General features: G+C 32.1%; 15 protein-coding genes. 4 read left to right on the forward strand and 11 right to left on the reverse strand.

The annotated features are described in order from the left end of the window. Positions 1 to 39 precede the first annotated feature (39 nt). Positions 40 to 1,422 (reverse strand): TrkH family potassium uptake protein, encoded by a 1,383-nt coding sequence (locus HYG85_RS08110; RefSeq protein WP_113672454.1) that lies wholly within the window; start codon positions 1,420 to 1,422, stop codon positions 40 to 42. 379 nt (positions 1,423 to 1,801) lie between these two features. Here HYG85_RS08110 and HYG85_RS08115 point away from each other — a divergent pair, with 379 nt between their 5' ends. Then, the gene (locus tag HYG85_RS08115; RefSeq protein WP_212693069.1) at positions 1,802 to 2,995 is read left to right on the forward strand and encodes an FprA family A-type flavoprotein; all 1,194 of its coding nucleotides are present in this window, start codon (positions 1,802 to 1,804) and stop codon (positions 2,993 to 2,995) included. A 67-nt stretch (positions 2,996 to 3,062) separates the two neighbouring features. On the opposite strand, the gene HYG85_RS08120 is transcribed toward HYG85_RS08115, so the two are convergent. After that, positions 3,063 to 3,695, reverse strand: a complete 633-nt coding sequence (locus tag HYG85_RS08120) for a CBS domain-containing protein (RefSeq protein ID WP_113672456.1) — start codon at positions 3,693 to 3,695, stop codon at positions 3,063 to 3,065. Positions 3,696 to 4,054: 359 nt separating this feature from the next. On the opposite strand from HYG85_RS08120, the gene HYG85_RS08125 reads away from it, so the two are divergent. Genes HYG85_RS08125 through HYG85_RS08135 form a run of 3 tightly spaced genes read left to right on the forward strand, consistent with a single transcriptional unit; the run spans position 4,055 to position 5,868 of the window. Continuing rightward, positions 4,055 to 4,414, forward strand: a complete 360-nt coding sequence (locus HYG85_RS08125; protein ID WP_113672457.1) for a GntR family transcriptional regulator — start codon at positions 4,055 to 4,057, stop codon at positions 4,412 to 4,414. After that, the gene (locus HYG85_RS08130; protein ID WP_113672458.1) at positions 4,415 to 5,104 is read left to right on the forward strand and encodes an ABC transporter ATP-binding protein; all 690 of its coding nucleotides are present in this window, start codon (positions 4,415 to 4,417) and stop codon (positions 5,102 to 5,104) included. Continuing rightward, positions 5,104 to 5,868, forward strand: a complete 765-nt coding sequence (locus HYG85_RS08135) for a hypothetical protein (protein ID WP_212693070.1) — start codon at positions 5,104 to 5,106, stop codon at positions 5,866 to 5,868. Before HYG85_RS08130 ends, HYG85_RS08135 begins: the two co-directional genes overlap by 1 nt. Before the next feature lie 187 nt (positions 5,869 to 6,055). Here HYG85_RS08135 and HYG85_RS08140 read toward each other — a convergent pair whose 3' ends face one another. From HYG85_RS08140 to HYG85_RS08180, 9 genes are all read right to left on the reverse strand, one after another. Next, on the reverse strand, positions 6,056 to 7,075 hold the full coding sequence (locus HYG85_RS08140) for a Gfo/Idh/MocA family protein (protein ID WP_244971299.1): 1,020 nt from the start codon (positions 7,073 to 7,075) through the stop codon (positions 6,056 to 6,058). Positions 7,076 to 7,198: 123 nt separating this feature from the next. After that, the gene (locus HYG85_RS08145; protein ID WP_113672461.1) at positions 7,199 to 8,164 is read right to left on the reverse strand and encodes a sugar phosphate isomerase/epimerase family protein; all 966 of its coding nucleotides are present in this window, start codon (positions 8,162 to 8,164) and stop codon (positions 7,199 to 7,201) included. A 35-nt stretch (positions 8,165 to 8,199) separates the two neighbouring features. Further along, complete coding sequence (locus HYG85_RS08150) at positions 8,200 to 9,282, reverse strand: Gfo/Idh/MocA family protein (RefSeq protein WP_330619252.1); 1,083 nt, start codon at positions 9,280 to 9,282, stop codon at positions 8,200 to 8,202. 92 nt (positions 9,283 to 9,374) lie between these two features. Next, positions 9,375 to 10,373 (reverse strand): LacI family DNA-binding transcriptional regulator, encoded by a 999-nt coding sequence (locus HYG85_RS08155; protein WP_212693073.1) that lies wholly within the window; start codon positions 10,371 to 10,373, stop codon positions 9,375 to 9,377. Between the two features lie 543 nt (positions 10,374 to 10,916). Then, positions 10,917 to 11,870 (reverse strand): carbohydrate ABC transporter permease, encoded by a 954-nt coding sequence (locus tag HYG85_RS08160; RefSeq protein ID WP_212693074.1) that lies wholly within the window; start codon positions 11,868 to 11,870, stop codon positions 10,917 to 10,919. Then, positions 11,870 to 12,766 carry a carbohydrate ABC transporter permease gene (locus tag HYG85_RS08165; protein ID WP_212693075.1) on the reverse strand — a complete coding sequence of 299 codons (897 nt, stop codon included), beginning with the start codon at positions 12,764 to 12,766 and terminating at the stop codon, positions 11,870 to 11,872. Before HYG85_RS08165 ends, HYG85_RS08160 begins: the two co-directional genes overlap by 1 nt. Then, positions 12,763 to 15,030, reverse strand: a complete 2,268-nt coding sequence (locus HYG85_RS08170; protein ID WP_212693076.1) for a DUF5696 domain-containing protein — start codon at positions 15,028 to 15,030, stop codon at positions 12,763 to 12,765. The genes HYG85_RS08165 and HYG85_RS08170 overlap by 4 nt, the downstream gene beginning before the upstream one ends. After that, a complete protein-coding gene (locus tag HYG85_RS08175) occupies positions 15,027 to 17,042 on the reverse strand; it encodes a YIP1 family protein (protein WP_212693077.1) in 2,016 nt (671 codons plus the stop codon). Before HYG85_RS08175 ends, HYG85_RS08170 begins: the two co-directional genes overlap by 4 nt. Beyond that, the gene (locus tag HYG85_RS08180) at positions 17,039 to 17,914 is read right to left on the reverse strand and encodes a carbohydrate ABC transporter permease (protein ID WP_212693078.1); all 876 of its coding nucleotides are present in this window, start codon (positions 17,912 to 17,914) and stop codon (positions 17,039 to 17,041) included. The genes HYG85_RS08175 and HYG85_RS08180 overlap by 4 nt, the downstream gene beginning before the upstream one ends. Positions 17,915 to 17,938 lie beyond the last annotated feature (24 nt).

Raw genomic sequence — 17,938 nt, forward strand, 5'->3', positions numbered from 1 at the left:
TTCAATATATATACCAAGCTTAAACATCTATATAATTATTTATCCAACCATTACTTTTTCATCTGGTTTTTTCATACTAGCTTTTGATCTAGCTCTCATTGAAAGAGCTACTGCCATTGTAAGTGGTCCAAGTCTACCAATGAACATAGTAATACAGATAACAATCTTTCCAATAGTTGTCAAACTTCCTGTTAATCCTAGTGTCAATCCAACTGTTGCAAAAGCTGATACAGATTCAAACAATATGTCCATAAAGCTTCCTGTTTCAGTTACAGATAATATCATAGTTACTGTAATAACAACAGTTATACCTATAGTAATTACAGCTAATGCTCTTTTTATTATATCTTCAGGTATAGTTCTCTCAAAAGCCTCTGTTCTCTCTTTTCCTCTTATACCTGATATGACTGTCAATATTATAACACCCATTGTTACTGTTTTTACACCACCTGCAGTACCTGCTGGTGAACCACCTATAAACATTAATATGATAGTCATGAATTTGGAACCATGAGTCATATCTGCTAGTGGCATAGTGTTGAATCCAGCTGTTCTTGGTGTAACTGCTTGGAACAGTGAACCTAGTATTTTATTTTTCATTGATAGATTACCTAGAGTGTCAGGATTAGTTGTTTCTAATATGAAGAAAAATACAAATCCTATTACTATTAATGAAAATGTTAAAACCAATACTATCTTAGTGTGTAATGTAAATTTTCTAAATGTACTTTTTAAGTTCCATTTATTCTCGAATTTCTGTTTTAGAACTCTAAGTATGTCAATCCATACAGTGAATCCAAGTCCACCTAATATTATTAGTAACATTATGGTTATATTGATTATAATATCACCAATAAAAGGACTTAAACTACTATCACCTACAATATCAAAACCTGCATTACAAAATGCTGATATAGAATGGAAGATAGCTTTAAATATACCATATGCCCCATCCTTGGGAACAAATCTTATTGATAATAGTACAGCTCCGATTCCTTCTATTAATAGAGTACCTAATAATACATTCTTAGTCAGCCTTACCATACCAGATAGTGAATATTGGTTTAATGCTTCTTGTATGATAAGTCTCTCTTTCAGCCTAATCTTTCTTCCCATTATTATAAAGAACGTAGTAGCAAAAGTCATAAATCCAAGTCCACCGATTTGAATTAATATTATAATGACAATTTTACCAAACATACTCCAATATTCCAAAGTATTGACAACAACCAGTCCTGTTACGCATACAGCAGAAGTTGATGTAAATAGAGCATCTATAAATCCAATGCTATTCCCATCATTAGTAGCTATAGGTAGATTCAATAATATTGCGCCGACTATTATTAGAAATAAAAACCCGAGTACAAGTATTTGTGTAGGTTTTAAATCAATTCTAAATTTACTTATTCCCTTCTCATTCATTAGTTTATCCTCCGCTATGTTATTAAGATAAGACACGTAAAGCGTTCTTAATTAATTCATTATAACATAATATTCATTATGCACAAAGATAATTTTTGAGCTATTACCATGATTAATTATACTTTTATTGTATTTTTTTAAGTATTATACGCAAAAAAATAATTATATCAAATATTTATATTAATGTTTAACTCATATTGACTTTGATACGAAGCTGTGTTAATCTACTACTAAGTAATATTAATTATCAACTAACTATTAGTAAACATAAAAGTAACTTTATTAAACTTATAAAATAAAAGTATAACTTCTGCAAAAATAAAAATACTATATGATAAGAGACTATGTCTCGTCTTCCGTAGATGAAAGGAGATTATTTATGAATAAAGCTAAAGAAATAAACAAGGGAATTTACTGGGTTGGAGCACTTGATTATGATATACGTTTATTTGACGTAGTAATGTATACAGAGTATGGTACTACATATAATTCATATTTGGTAAAAGGCTCCGAAAAAACAGCCTTATTTGAAACTGTGAAAGTGAAGTTTTTTGATGAATTCTTAGAAAGGCTCAATGAAGTTTCATCAATAGATGAAATAGATTATATTGTCGTTAATCATACTGAACCAGACCATGTGGGTTCTATTGCTAAGATTTTGGATATGAATCCTGATGTTACTATAGTAGGAACAGCAATGGCTATAAAATTCTTGAAAGAGATTACTAACAAATCTTTCAAATCAATTATTACAAAAGAGGGCTCTACTCTTGAATTAGGCGACAGGACTGTAGAATTTATCATGGCACCATTTCTTCACTGGCCAGATACGATGTATTCTTATATAAAAGAAGAAAAAACTTTGATTACCTGTGACTCTTTTGGATGTCATTACTGTGATGAAAAATTATTCAACGATAAAATAGAAGGGGACTTCATAGACAGTTACAAATATTATTTTGATGTTATCATAGGTCCTTTCAAACCTTATGTACTACAAGCTCTTAAGAAAATAAGTAATATAGATATTGATATCATATGTCCAGGTCATGGTCCAATCCTTAGGAAAGACCTTGATAAATATCTGGAACTATATAAAACTTGGGCAACTGAAGAAAAAAGAGAAAAACCAAGTGTTGTCATAGCTTATGTATCAGCTTATGGATATACAGAGAAAATTGCAGAAAAAGTTGCGGAAGGTGTTAAGACTGTAGATGGTCTTGATGTATTAGTATATGACCTTGTAGAGACCAAAAAAGATGAAGTCATGAATGAAATCAATCTTGCAAATGGATTATTACTTGGTTCTCCTACAATTGTATCAGATGCTTTACCACCAATATGGGATATCCTTACTTCCCTTAATCCAATAATCCATAAAGGAAAATTAGCTGGAGCATTTGGTTCATACGGCTGGAGCGGTGAAGCTGTTTCCAATATAGAAGGTCGTTTCAAACAACTTCGTTTCAAAATGCCTGTAGAAGGTCTAAAAATAAAATTCAATCCTTCTGATGAGCAATTAAATGATGCTTATGAATTTGGTAAAAAATTCGGTGAAGCTGTTATAGGTTAGAAAGTATTAAGGGGACTGTATCTTATACAGTCCCCTATTATCATTTGTTAAATTATTATCTATTCAGTTATTCTCTGAATTCTCTTACCTCGAATCCATGGCTGTTCAAACTTTTAACAACCTTACGTATATCGTTAGCTTTCACCCTTAGTGTTATTTCTTGTAAACCTAAGACTTCTGTATCAGCTTGAACGATATTTCTAATATTGCCCCCAGCTTTTGCAATGATATCAGTTATCTTAGCAAGTTTTCCTTTAAAGTCATATATGTAAATAACTAGTCTAGGTTCATTCATACCGTATATGAATCTAAACCTTTCCAATATAGCTTTTTTAGTTATTATTCCTAATAATTCTTCATCTTCATTAACAACAGGTATAAATCTTAATTTATTATTAGCAAAAAACATAGCTGCAGCTTCTTCAACCAACATCTTAAGATCATCAACGGATGGAACTTTTGTTTTCATAAATTCTTTTACTTTTCTTTCTAGGAATTCCTTCTTATCTCCACCGTCTTCCTTAAAATAAGTTTCATATACATACTGTCTTGATAGTATACCTATGAATTTTTTTCCTTCTACTACAGGTAGAGAAAGCAGGTCATTCTCTTCAATTATCTTAAGTCCTTTTCCTAAAGTATCATCAATTGAGATAGTATTCAGCTCTTCTGCTTTTTTAATAATTGTACCGATATTCATATGATCACCTCTTTTTATTAATAGCTAGACTAATGTTTATATTAGCTATTAAAATATTATATAGAACCCAAAGCAAATATTTTTTTCTATATACTATAGTATTCTTTGTTATCTATTATAAACCTTTTTTTATAAGATATATTTCTTTTTTTCTTTATTAAAAAAGAATAATATTATTATGTCAATTTTTTTGTAAGTAGGTCAGAAAAAGTATTTTGTTCTGACTTGGCTACTGCAAAATAGTATATGTATATGTTACTAAGAAATAAAAAATAAAGTGTTGACAAATATAATTTAATAGTGTACTATGTACCTAGTGCACTAGTTATTACATGAAGTTTTTTTATGGAGGTGGATAAGTGAATTTTAATAATAGTATTCCTATATATATGCAAATAATTAATGAGCTGAAAAAAGACATTATTACTGGGAAACTATCACCTGGAGAAAAACTCCCCTCAACAAGAGAGTTAGCAATAAAATATAGCATCAATCCTAATACTTCTGGAAGAATATATAAAGAGATGGAAAGGGAAGAAATTACTTTTACCAAGAGAGGTTTAGGAACTTTTGTTACAGAATCAGAATCCAAAATAGAACAAATACGAGATGATATGGCAAAAGATCTTATTAATGATTTCGTGAAAGGTATGACAGAGCTGGGTTATACCAACGAAATGCTAATATCAATAATCAAAAAAGAAAGCGAGGAAAAATAGATGTTACTTGAAATTAAGAATCTATCAAAAGGTTATCTGTCAAAGAAAGCAGTTAAAAACATTTCATTAACTGTAGAGCAAGGTAAAATATATGGTTTTTTAGGTCCTAACGGTAGTGGTAAAACTACATTCATGAAAATGGTAGCAGGTTTGTTGAATCCATCTTCTGGCGAAATAATGGTTGAAGGAAATAATGTAGGTGTAAAATCCAAGGAATTGACTGCTTATATGTCTACTGAGAATTTTATATATCCATATATGAAAATTAAAACTGTAGGTGAATTTTATAAGGATTTCTATAAAGACTTCAATATGGAAAGATACAAGGAATTAATTGCTTATATGGATCTTGAAATGGATATGAAAGTATCTTCCTTATCTTCTGGAATGGCTTCAAAGATGAAAATTGCTGTAACTCTTTCAAGAGATTCTAAATTGATTATGTTGGATGAACCACTGAATGGTATTGATCTAGTTGCTAGGGAAAAAATATTGAATACCATAGTTAAATGTGCTAATGATGATAATACAATTATTGTTTCCAGTCATCTAGTTGATGAAATGGAAAAAATATTAGACCAAGTTATCTTCATCAAAAATGGTGAATTAGTACTCATGGGAGATGCTGAAACCGTTAGAGAAGAAAGAGGTAAATCTATTGTAGATCTTTATAAGGAGGTATACGCATAATGCTTAGATTAATGAAATATGAAGCACTTAAGAAAGCAAAATTAATTGTTATAGCCTTAGTTATGTTCGGTTTAATTGAATTAGCAATACTTTTTACTATTTATAAAGGCGGAATAGCCCTTGTATTCACTGTAATCTTAATATTTTTACTTGGTTTTGGAGGTCTGATATTCTTACTTATAGACAGTATCAATATGTACTCATCGGATCTATATAAAAAGCCCGGATATATGTTGTTTTTGACTCCAACCAATTCCTATCAGATAATTGGTTCTAAATTATTAATTAGTATGTTGGAAGCTACTATCGGACTAGCTATGTATATTGGATTTATGGCACTTAATTATAATATAGTATATAATAAATATTTGAATGATCCAGGTAGCAATGCACGAATGATAATGGATTTCTTCGAGAGTTTCTCAGCTTTACCTTCACCAGGTGAAATTGTACTAGGTATTGTATCATTTGTTATTGGCTGGTTTGCTTTTATCTTAACTATTTATCTAGCTATAACAATAAGAAAAACATTATTATCCAATGTTAAACTAGGAGGATTTTTCAGTTTTATATTCTTCTTGATTCTACAAACAATAATTACTTATGTACAATATAAAATAGTTGGAAATGTTGATAATGGTATAACTGTAGGGAAAAACATGACAATGAATTATACCACTACCTCATTGATATATAGTTCAGTAGTAAGTGTAATAATGTATGTATCATCATCTACATTATTATCCAAAGGTGTAGATTTATAATAACCAAAATGATTTTGTTGAAAGAATTTTATCATCTTAATACTTAATAATAGATTTTATAGACTAACTCACATTTTTTTAACAGGCTTAAGAGTGGTTAATGTAGAGAAAACCATATAAAGTGATAATAACGAGAGTGTATTATCACTATATATGGTTTCAATATACAACCGTTGTCTGTTTTGAATTAAAACATTATTCTTTTTTGCTCTTTTCCACCATCATAGATTGCACAAATCATTTTCTGAGTCTTATATGCTTCCTCACCTGTTATCTCTGGTTTAGTACCATTAGCAAGACTATCATAGTAATTCTTGATCTGTTTTACGTGGCTTACGCCCCAATAGCTTTTTACATTACCATAATTGAATACTTCATTAGGGTCTTGATCTGCTATTAAAGTTCTACCATCATTGAATTTAATAGTTGCCTTATCTGCCACCATGCTTGCAATACCATTTTCACAGTAAATCTCTATCTCCACAGGTGCGTCATAACCATAATAATTAATAGCGTAAAATCCTGTATGTACACCATTCTTATATTTTATAACACCTTCAGCTGAATCTTCAACTTCAATAATCTCGTGAGCTCTATTGCTTATATTGGCATCTACATATTCAATTTCGCTGTCTATGAACCAACGCATCAAATCCATAGTGTGAATAGCTTGGTCAATAATAACTCCGCCACCTTCTTTGTCCCAAGTTCCTTTCCAATCACTGTTACTATAATATTCATCTGATCTATCCCAAGTAACAGATAGTTTTCCAGTGATTATCTTACCTAATTCACCTGATTCCAAAGTCTTTTTAACAAGCTGTGAGCCTTTATTATATCTATTTTGGAAGATTACACCAAGAGTTACATTATTATCTTCTGCAGCATTAATCATCTTCTCAGCGTCTTCTAGTTTAATTGACATTGGTTTTTCAGTTAATACACTTACCTTCTTTTCTGCTGCATAGATAGCAATTAATGGATGCATATAGTGTGGTGTACAAATATGTACAACATCTAAATTTTCTTTATCAATCATTTCTTTATAGTCTGTATAATATTTACAACCTAATTCCTGCGCTTTTTCCTTAGCTCTATCTTCTTTGTTGTCACATACTGCAACTAGTTCTGTACAGCTAAGTTCACTAACAGGATATGCATGCATTGGAAAAATATTTCCACATCCTACAATCCCAACTCTAAACATTATCATTCATCTCCATCATTAATATAAATTATTTTATTGAATTTTTTGTTGCTTTTTATCACACTATAAACTATTTTATCATATTAATCAAGTGCTACATGTTAATGAAACATAATTATGAAATTATGCCCACCACATACCACCTGTGCTTTCAAAAGTCATGACTTCTTTTAAGAATGTTACAGCTTTTGTCAAACCTTCATTTACTGACATTAATGAATCTTCATGCTCTATACTAATTGCATAGTCATATCCAACCATTCTAAGTGCGCTGATTATATCTTTCCATGTAGCATAATCAGTACCATATCCAACTGATCTAAAAATCCAAGAACGATTGATTTCATCTGAATAGTGTCTTGTATCAAGAACACCATTTACACCACAATTGATTGCATCTATCTTAGTATCCTTTGCATGGAAATGGAAGATACAATCTTTTAATTCCCTGATTGCCGCTACTGGATTGATTCCTTGCCAGAATAGATGACTAGGGTCAAAGTTAGCTCCAATCTCTTCTCCAACTGCATTACGAAGTTTTAATAATGTGTATGGATTGTATACACAGAATCCTGGGTGCATTTCAAGTGCTATCATAGTGACACCATGCTCTTTAGCGAAAGCTACAGCCTTCTTCCAGTATGGTATCAATACTTCATTCCATTGATAGTCTAGAACTTCTGTAAAATCTTCTGGCCAAGGACATGTTACCCAGTTAGGTGTCTTATCTTCTTTTGAACCACCTGGACAACCTGAGAAAGTATTAATTTGTTTTAGTCCAAGTTTTTCAGCTAATAATATAGTCTTTTCAAAATCATCGTGGAATTTGGCAGCTATTTCTTTATTAGGGTGTACTGGATTTCCGTGACAGCTGAGTGCACTTATTTCCATATTATATTTTTTGATAGTATTCTTGAATTCTTCTAATTTCGCATCGTCATTAAGCAATATATCAGGATTAGCATGTGATGTTCCTGGATATCCTCCTGCTCCGATCTCTACCATAGTCACACCTAATTTGTTTAAATAACTAAGTGCTTCATCTAGAGGCTGGTTGTTTAGTAATGGTGTAAAAACTCCTAATTTCATATTTATGTACTCCTTTCGTATCTATATAATTATCATTAATCTAATACAATTTCTTTTCCTAATTCTGCTGATTTATAGATTGCTTCTAATATCTTAGTAACTACTAAAGCTTGCTCCGGTTTTACTACTGGTTCTGTATCATTGATTATACAGTCAACAAAACTTTGTGCTTCCACTTCAGCTGGATTATTGCTGTCACCTTCATAGAAATCAACTCCATCAGCGCTAAGTCCTGGTTTTTTCACATATAATTTACCAAGATCAGCTCCATTGATTCTAAGTCCGTCTTTCATGTCAGCTCCTGCTTTTGTTCCACAAAGAGTTGTCTTAGCTTCGCCTGTCTCAAGAGTATTCAATGCCCAGCTTGATTCTAATATTATGGTTGCACCATTTTCCATAGTAACAAATCCAAAAGCAGAATCTTCTACTGTGAATTCATCTTGTTTCCAGTCTCCCCAAGCATTACCTGTATCTTTTTGGTCTCCTAATTTCTTATATGTAGTACCTACAACTCTTTTTGGCTTGTAGTTGTCCATGCACCATAATGTTAAGTCTAGAGCATGTGTTCCAATATCAATCAATGGTCCTCCACCTTGTTCTTCTTCGTTAAGGAATACTCCCCAGGTTGGTACTGCCCTTCTTCTTATAGCGTGAGCTTTAGCGAAATACACATCTCCAAGATCTCCTCTTTCACAAGATTTCTTTAGGTACTGTGAATCTGCTCTAAATCTATTTTGATAACCTATTGTTAATTTTTTACCTGTTCTCTTAGCAGCTTCCAACATTTCTTCTGCTTCTTTTACTGTCTTAGCCATTGGTTTTTCACACATAACATGACATCCTGCTTCAAGAGCATCGATTGTAATGAAACTATGTTCTCTATTAGGAGTACAAACATATACAACGTCTAAATTATTATCTGATAACATTTTCTTATAGTCTGTATAGTGTTTTGCATTTTCAGTTCCAAATTTTTTGCTTGCTTCTACTGCTCTTTCTTCAATAATGTCACAAAAAGCAACCATTTCAATTTGATCTACTTTTTTGATACTTGGCATATGCTTTCCATTAGCTATACCTCCACACCCTATGATTCCTGCTTTTAATTTGTCACTCATCATTATTCCTCCTAATTAAATTGTTTGTAATATATTTTATATTAATATTATTTTTATAGCATGGTTAGTGTTGTATTATCTTCATAGACTTATTAATCAACTGATGGTAAAGTTGATTCTCGAATAATAAGATCATGCTCTAGTTTTACTATATGATTATTATTTTCATTACCTTTAATCCTTTGTAACATGATTTCCATTGTTTTTTTACCAATATCATATCTAGGCTGAGCAATAGTTGTGATGGATGGATCATACATAGGTGCAATACTATTGTTGTCAAATCCTACAATAGCTACATCATTAGGAACTCTGAGTCCCTTGCTCTTCAATTCTTTGATGGCTCCCACTGCTATTAAGTCTGATATACAAAATACAGCTGTAGGTGGCTCATCTAATTCAAATAGTTGTTTGATTCCTCTCATTCCACCTTTATATGAAAATGTATGATAAACAATGTAATCTTCATTAACTTCTAAACCTGCTTCTTCAATAGCTCTCATATAGCCTTTCATTCTATCATATGATGAGCCTACATTATTAACGGATATCATTCCAATCTTTTTGTGTCCCAACTTTATAAGATGGGATGTTGCTTCATAACCTGCAATTTCATTATCAATAGTTACAATAGGAGCTTTTATGTCCTTATTATATTCATTACATAATACAACAGGATAGTATTTAGCTAATTTATTGAATTCTTCGGTAACCATGGCAGTACAAGTGAAGATGACTCCATCTACCAGCTTGTTTTTAAGGAAATCCAAATATATGCTTTCCAGATCTATATCTGTATTAGTGTTACAGATCAATACATTATATCCGTTTTCATGAGCTGTATCTTCCATCCCTTTTACTATCTTGGAATAAAATGGGTTGGAAATGTTTTGTAGTAATACTAATATCATTCTAGTCTCTGATCTTCTTAGGTTTCTTCCTAATAGATTAGGTTGGTAGTTGAGTTCGTCAATTACTCCTTGAACTTTTTTTCTGGTATTGGATGAGACTGGTCCATTATCATTCAATACTCTAGAAACTGTAGCCACAGATACTCCTGCTTTTTTAGCCACCTCTTGTATAGTTGGCATATCTAACCTCCTAATAATCATTGTAATTGTTTACATATATTATGTGTTTTATATGTTGTAAGCTTATGTAAAGTCTTATGTAATCCGTTACATTTAATTTACAACAATTCGCTACAAATGTCAATATGTATTTTGTTATAAAAAAAATTATTATATGTTTAATTGGAATATTATGAATAGAGAGTGTTGAAAAAAAGACAACGGTTATGAGTAGAACCATATATAGTGATAATAACTCTCATTACGTTTGTTGTTTTTATCTGTTTATAGGGTATGACAACAAGCCGTAAAAGGTCGTTATTATCACTATATATGGTTTTTAGTGTATTTGGGCACTCTTAATTGAGTGGAAGATATTAACTCAACTTTCCCACTTCAATATATTATACAGGTAAGCTAATTAAAAGGCTTTACAGAATAAAAATATAGGTGTTTCTTCTATCTTTTTATTCTGTAAACCAAACCTATAACCCTTAATTTACTTGTATTAAATTAAAGGTGGGAAAGTTGAGATAATAATATGTATGATGTTTTGTATAGACATCATTCTCCTGTGATGCCGGTTTTGTCGATGCTTTCTACGAACCATCTTTGTATAATTAGGTAAAAGGCTGCAAGGGGGATTATTGATAGGATGGTTCCTGCGAATATTTTGGCTTCTGTGAAGTTTAGGTTTGGGTTTCTGCTGAAGTCTCCTTTAACGCTCTGTGAGACTACTTGCCCGAAATTATTTTGTAAGTTACCTAGTAGCATAGGTACTGTTTTTATCTTACCATCAAGATAGAGAGATGTTAAGAATGTTTCGTTCCAGTATAGTGAGAAACTGTATACGCATACGATTATTAGTGCTGGACCTGCCATGGGGACTGCTATTTTTATGAAGGTTCTGAATGGTCCTGCTCCATCGATGAAGGCTGCTTCTTCTAAGGATTTTGGTATCATTTTGAAGAACTGATAAAAAATCAGTATGAAGAGGGCTGCCTGCTCTCCCTGTCCAGTCAATGCTGGAACTAATATGGCTCCAAGATTGCCTTTTAGTCCAAGTGCCGAATATATCTGGAATCTAGGTATGAAGAATAGAGTTTTGGGTACGATGAATGTAAATAGCATCAATACTAGTACTAGCTTCTTACCTTTGAAATTGAACCTTGCTAGACCGTATCCGACTATGCCTGAGGAAACGGCTACACATAGCATTGATAGTCCTGCTAGCATAGTTGTTGTTAAGTAGGAGTAAGGTAGATTAAGTGCTTTCCAGGTCATTTTGTAATTGAAGGTATATAGTTTTGAGGGTATCCATTTAACTGTGTTATCAACTAAATCAAGATTGGACATCAAGCTTATTGATAGCATGTATATAAGGGGGTATAGAAATACAAAGCCGAATACTATAAGTATGAAATATACGCATAGTTTGTAGATGAAGCCGTCATTGTTTTTCATACCGAATAGGAATTTTTTTGTTTTATTATAGTTAGCTTCTATTTTGTTATACATTAAGATACCTCCTTGCTGTTTTTTCTGCTTTTGGTGATAAAGTATAGAATACTTATCAAAATTACTTGAAGGAATGAGTATAATATGGATAGTGCTGATGCATAACCTTCTCTTCTGGAACCATCATATTTTGATTCCATTATTATTTTATTGATAGGATTGGTTTCAAAGTTGGCGAGGAATACAACAATGAAGATGACAACTACACTAACAAGTGGATAGATGTTAGGTAAAGTAATCTTCCAGAATGTACTCCATGAGGATGCCCCGTCAATGGCTGATGCTTCATATACGCTCCTATCAATCTTCTGGAGGGCTGCAAGAAAAATGAGAATAGGTACAGCGCTGTACCAGAGTAATTGTATTATCATATTGAAGATCAGTATGATACCCATAGTAATGCTTTTGTTAGGGACAATCATTGAAATACCGTCCACTATCATTTCGTTGAGATTTATTGACATTCCACCATATTCGCTCATGTTTTTCATCAACTCACCGTTCAAGATGATGATTGGTAAGAAGAACAATAATCTGAAGAAAGCAGTTCCTTTTACTTTTTGATTAAGAAGCATAGCAATAATAATTGATAAGGCTATGATGACTGGTACATACAGTAATGTGGTCAAGAAAAAGTCTTGAGCCTCTATGACAAAATCAATATCCTCTAGAAGTATACGCCTGAAATTTTCTAAGCCTATCCATTCGTATTCCCAACCTGTCTTGTTACCATAATAGACATTATTAAAGCTCATGAAAATGGTTTTATATAAGGGATATGCAACAAAAGCAAGAAAACCTACAATCCATGGACTTATGAAGCAAAGCCCTGTCAAGCCCCGCTTTTGACGCATATTCAATTTTCTTTTTCCAATAATCTTTTTTTCTCTTTTCATATGACCACGAATCCTTTTCCCTTAATGGTTATATCCTTATAGATATAATCTGAGTCATTATAGTTGATAATGATTTTTTTACCATTTGCGTATTCTGTCATAACAACATTATCATCAATATACGTATGATTAATCAGTTCACTTCCTATGACATGATTTAGTGCATCATTAACTTTGTCATAATAGTTATCTATTCTCTCTTCAAGATACTTGTTCTGTGATACGTATACATTGGATGAATTAGAGTATTTGATGCTATATGTAGGCTCACCTGTTAGTATGAAAGCTGGATATACACCATACTCTATTAACTTTAGAATAGCTTCATCATCGTTGGATGAGAAATTCATGTAGGGTGAGTACATATCCATATTTCCGCTTGCCACAAGGGATACCAAAGGTATTGTTCTATCTATGAACATGAGATTAGATGAACATATAGGTGTTTCATAATAATCTGTCATGTATGGGTAAAGATAAGCATCCCCTCTATATATATTGGTTTCTATGTTATTGTCATTAAAATAGGTCATCAGGTTTTTTATATATTTCATACCTTCATTACTATAACCGATGGTTCCTTTATCATAATGTGTAAACAAGCTTCCAGTAAAACCATCAAATGCTAAGGAATCAATATGATATTTTCTTAGATTATTCATATCACTTTTTGCAAAATCCATAAAGTATTTTGGATCGTTAAGGTAGTTGTATACTTGTGATTTATCATTTCTCACACTAAGGTCTTGTCTGCTCATTTTACTGGCGGTAAATTTAGTCTTTTTATGATTGGTTCTGGCATAGTTCATGTAATAGTTGAATTTCACATCATTGTCTTTGAAATAGTTAAGTACTGATTTAAAATCTTTTTTTCCTCCTAATTCTTTGAATACTTGGAATCTGTATGCTTGTTTATCAAGTAAGTAGGTCTTGAAGGTAACATTCAGATTAGTGTCTCCTTTATCAATGAAAGATTTGACTATATCTTTGGCTTGATTATAGGAGGTGGCTTTTACATTTTCTAGATTGAATGTCCCCATCTCTACTTCGTTGTTGATGAAATCAATTTTTAGAGGGATTTTATCTTTTTTGTTCTTCTCTTTCTTAGTAAATCCATATTGTTTTGTCAGGAAATCCCTATATTCTTTTGCTACACCGACATAATCTGCCTTATCTCCATTAAGGAAAACATAACGTTGTACTAAGTCAAATTTATTAGGTTCTTCCTGAAAGCCTAGAACATGCTGTTCTTCATCAATTCTGCTTTGGAACTGAGAATAAGTTGTTCTATAGTTATATGTGAAATAGGATTGATAATACTTAGTTGATACATTCTTTGATACATAATTATAGGTCGCATAACTTGCTCCACTTTCTGCGATAACCAGAACACCAGTATCATTTTCATCATGAATTATGCCATATATGGGCAATACAACACTTTCTAGAGGTTTGACTGAAAATGATTCTGAACCGAAACTAAGTGTATTAGCATAACCCAAATCTTTTCCGTATACAGGTGCTACATATCCTGTTGCATACTTAGGTGTTTCGTCTAATCTGATGATAGCACCTGAACCATCTGGTATAACTATATAGCCATCCTCTTTTTCTGTAGTTGAACCTAGGAAAGGATATACTACTATTTCATTTATAGATACATCATCATTGCCAGGTGTCCACAGCTTATCGTTATATTCCTCTATACTTTCTCTAGGAATTGAAGTTATCAAATCTCCACCCTTAATCTCAACGATGAAATCAAACTTAATCTTTGGCTGTATAAAATCAATGGTTACTGTGAATCCGTTTTCTCTTTTTTGGTATGTTTTATTTACGTCCTCATCAAGAACGGTTCTCCTACCAGGTGTGAATTTATCATAAGTTATGACGGATATACCTGATTTCATATAATTAGTCATTTCTTTACTTAATTTTTTTTCTTCCATGTTCATGTCAACATCATATGAATACCATGTATAACCATTTACCTTGTTTCTCACTGCTATAGCTATACTTTCTTTATCTAGAAATAACTCTAGTTGATCATTCTCGGCAACTCTCTTGAAAGTATCAGGTATAGTAGAATCATATTCATCTACCTGTTTCATGACTTCTTCATCATTCACTATGACGTCAGTATAATTATATGTTTCCATGCTGATCCTGTCAGGTGCTTTCTCGAAACATTTTTTTACTGCTAATAGTAGAAGTACTCCTATAACCAAATAAGCAAAGATGTGTTTTATCTTTTTGTTTTTCATCGAGTAATCACCTCTCTTATGATTTCATGTAGGAAACTATAAATTTGGTTTCCTAATGAATAAAGTACGAATAAAAATAGTGCGATAATCAGCATAGTGAATATACTTCTCAAAATAACTAAACAGGTTTCTCCTACTTCAAAGTTATGTATATCCTTTATCATGAAAAACATCAAGAATAGTACCCATATGATTATCAAATCAATAGGAAGCCTATAGAATACTGCCTGTTCAAGGGTCAATACATTACTGATTGCTATTACAAAAGGCATTATTACGATGATTGGGGTTAAAGCATAAGCAGTGGCATTATAGACATTGCTGATACTTCCCTCTCCATCATTAATACTGCAAATCAAATAATTAGAAACAATCCATAACACAGCTACAAAAATGATAACGAACAGTTTATATCCAATAAAATATCTTCCGTCAGATACAAATAATACATTGGTCCATTTTTTGTGGGCAATATAGCTTGCAATAACTAATAGATAGATTATTGTTGAGGATACTTTTGAAACTCTCTTTTCCATCTTTATTTTATAGAATCCATCTAAGGGATGTTTAAGGAATTCAAATACAAAAGCCATATCATCAATAATCTTGACTTTTTTTACAATACCCGCTTTTTTACTGATCTTAGTAGAAAAGTTTGTTTTTTTATTCAGCAGTTTTAATATAAATCTGATTACCAAAAGAATCAGTAATATTATTAATACTATGTTTAGATTGTTTTCAAGCCAAACTTGACGAATTTCCCAGAATGCTTTTGAGATTCCGCTGTTGTATCTAGCATCATAATATTCATCATAAGCCAATTCATATCTATCATTTCGAAGGTATGCATCACCAAGTCCAACATGAGCATTATCGAATATTGAATTATATTTGAGAGTATATGACCATAAATCCTCGCTCTCTTCATAATTACCCTCTTGATATTCAAGCATTGCTTTATGGACTGCATTAGTGAATTCTGTAGCTCTATAGGTCTGAATAAGTTTTGTACCTTGGTCAATGATTATTACATCATCCATAGAGTTGGTGGCAATACTTATTGGGCGATTAAGCAATCCTAGACGACTGGAACTAAAATCTTTTCCACCGTATAAGAATAACAGGTTTCCTGTTGAATCGTATTCGAATACCCATCCTTCTGAACTTACAGTGAAAACATTGTTATACTGTCCAACCCAAACACTCTCCATCGAATAGATACCTACCATGTCATTAGGAAAATAATTGGTACCTGATATATTGAATTTTTTTACCGGATTAGATTTTATTGAGGAAGTAACAGTATAGATGAATCCTTTTCCATCAATAGCAAGATTGGTTGGTACATCCGGAAATACTTTTTCCAATTTCTCTTCTTGCTTTTCAGTCAAGAAATATGACCTTATCTTATCAACTATAGGTACCTTAAGTGGATTGGCACCAAAAAAAGTTAAGAATTCCCCTTCACGATTTAACATCATCAAACCATGAATGGAACCTGTACTTCTAACATATATATTGCCTCTAATATCTACTGCTATATTGGTAGGTCTGAATTTGTATCCTTCCTTGAATATAGGTGAATCAGGTTCTCCTATTTCCTGTAGTAATTCTAGGCTATTTTTATCAAATACAAATATTGTGCTATTGTAACTGTCTACTACATATATCTTATCTTCTGTTACAAATGTACTTTTTACAGCTCCAAATTTATCACTTGCCAATTCTTTGTAGAACTTATAATCTTTATTAAGAATAAAGATTTTGTTGTGTCCGCTGTCTGTTATATAGATATAATCCTCTTTATCAACAAATACATGTTCAGGCGTTTTCAGTTTTTCATTATTGATTGTAGTAATTTTATTCATTGGTGTATACGCTGTTTGTGTTCTGTTTATGTAACCGTCCTTATCACTGGTATACGTATTATATGGAGCTTCAGCATTTACTGTTAGAACATTGAAGAACATTACCATTATTAACATTAAAAATATATTTTTAAGATTTCTCAATTTTTTATCCCCGTATGTGCCATGGAATCCATGACCTTATTCTGTAGAATTATAAATAGTACCAGGTTAGGTACGAACATTATGAGTGCCGCGACAGCTGACATTCCTGCTCCTGCTACAATATTTCCCGACCCGGATACTAAGGTGTTCATATAAAATGGTAATGTTCTCAATGCTTCACGATCAACAAAAATATTGGACCCCTCTACGTTAGCCCAACTGGCTTGAAAAGTCAGAATTGCCACTGTTACAAGAGGCGGTTTGATTAGAGGAAGAACTATTCGAAAGTATATCTTCCATTTCCCTGCTCCATCAATCTTAGCTGCTTCCAATAATTCATCTGGCAGCTGGTCTATGAACTGTTTCAATAAAAAGATACCTATGGGCATAGCTAATAATGGTATGATATGTGCCAAGTATGTATTGAATATTCCTATGTTGACGATAATCAAGAATCTTGGTATAGCTACTGCTACAGGCACAAACATTAGAGCCAAAGTATTGATTTTATTGAATGTCACCTTTCCTTTGAACTCTAATTTCGACAACGCAAATGCTGCACAGGAACTAATCAAAAGTGTTAATAGAATAACACTTACTGTCACAATGATACTATTGAATAGGTATCTTGATGCTGGTATACCTGATTCAGCAGAAAAATTAAATAGTAGCCTGAAATTCTCCAGAGTCGGCTTTTTTACAAAGAATCTAGGTGGGTATGCAAATAGTTCTGTAAAAGGTTTAAAAGCATTATTAATAATAAATACAATAGGCAACGCCATAAAGATTGATAATATAATTAAGATTATATGAAAACGTATTTGATTACGATGGAACTTTTGGGGATTGAATTTCATTCCTATATTCGCCATTTTTTCACCTCACAGTTTATTTTA

Source organism: Vallitalea guaymasensis (assembly GCF_018141425.1).
Lineage (GTDB): Bacteria > Bacillota > Clostridia > Lachnospirales > Vallitaleaceae > Vallitalea > Vallitalea guaymasensis.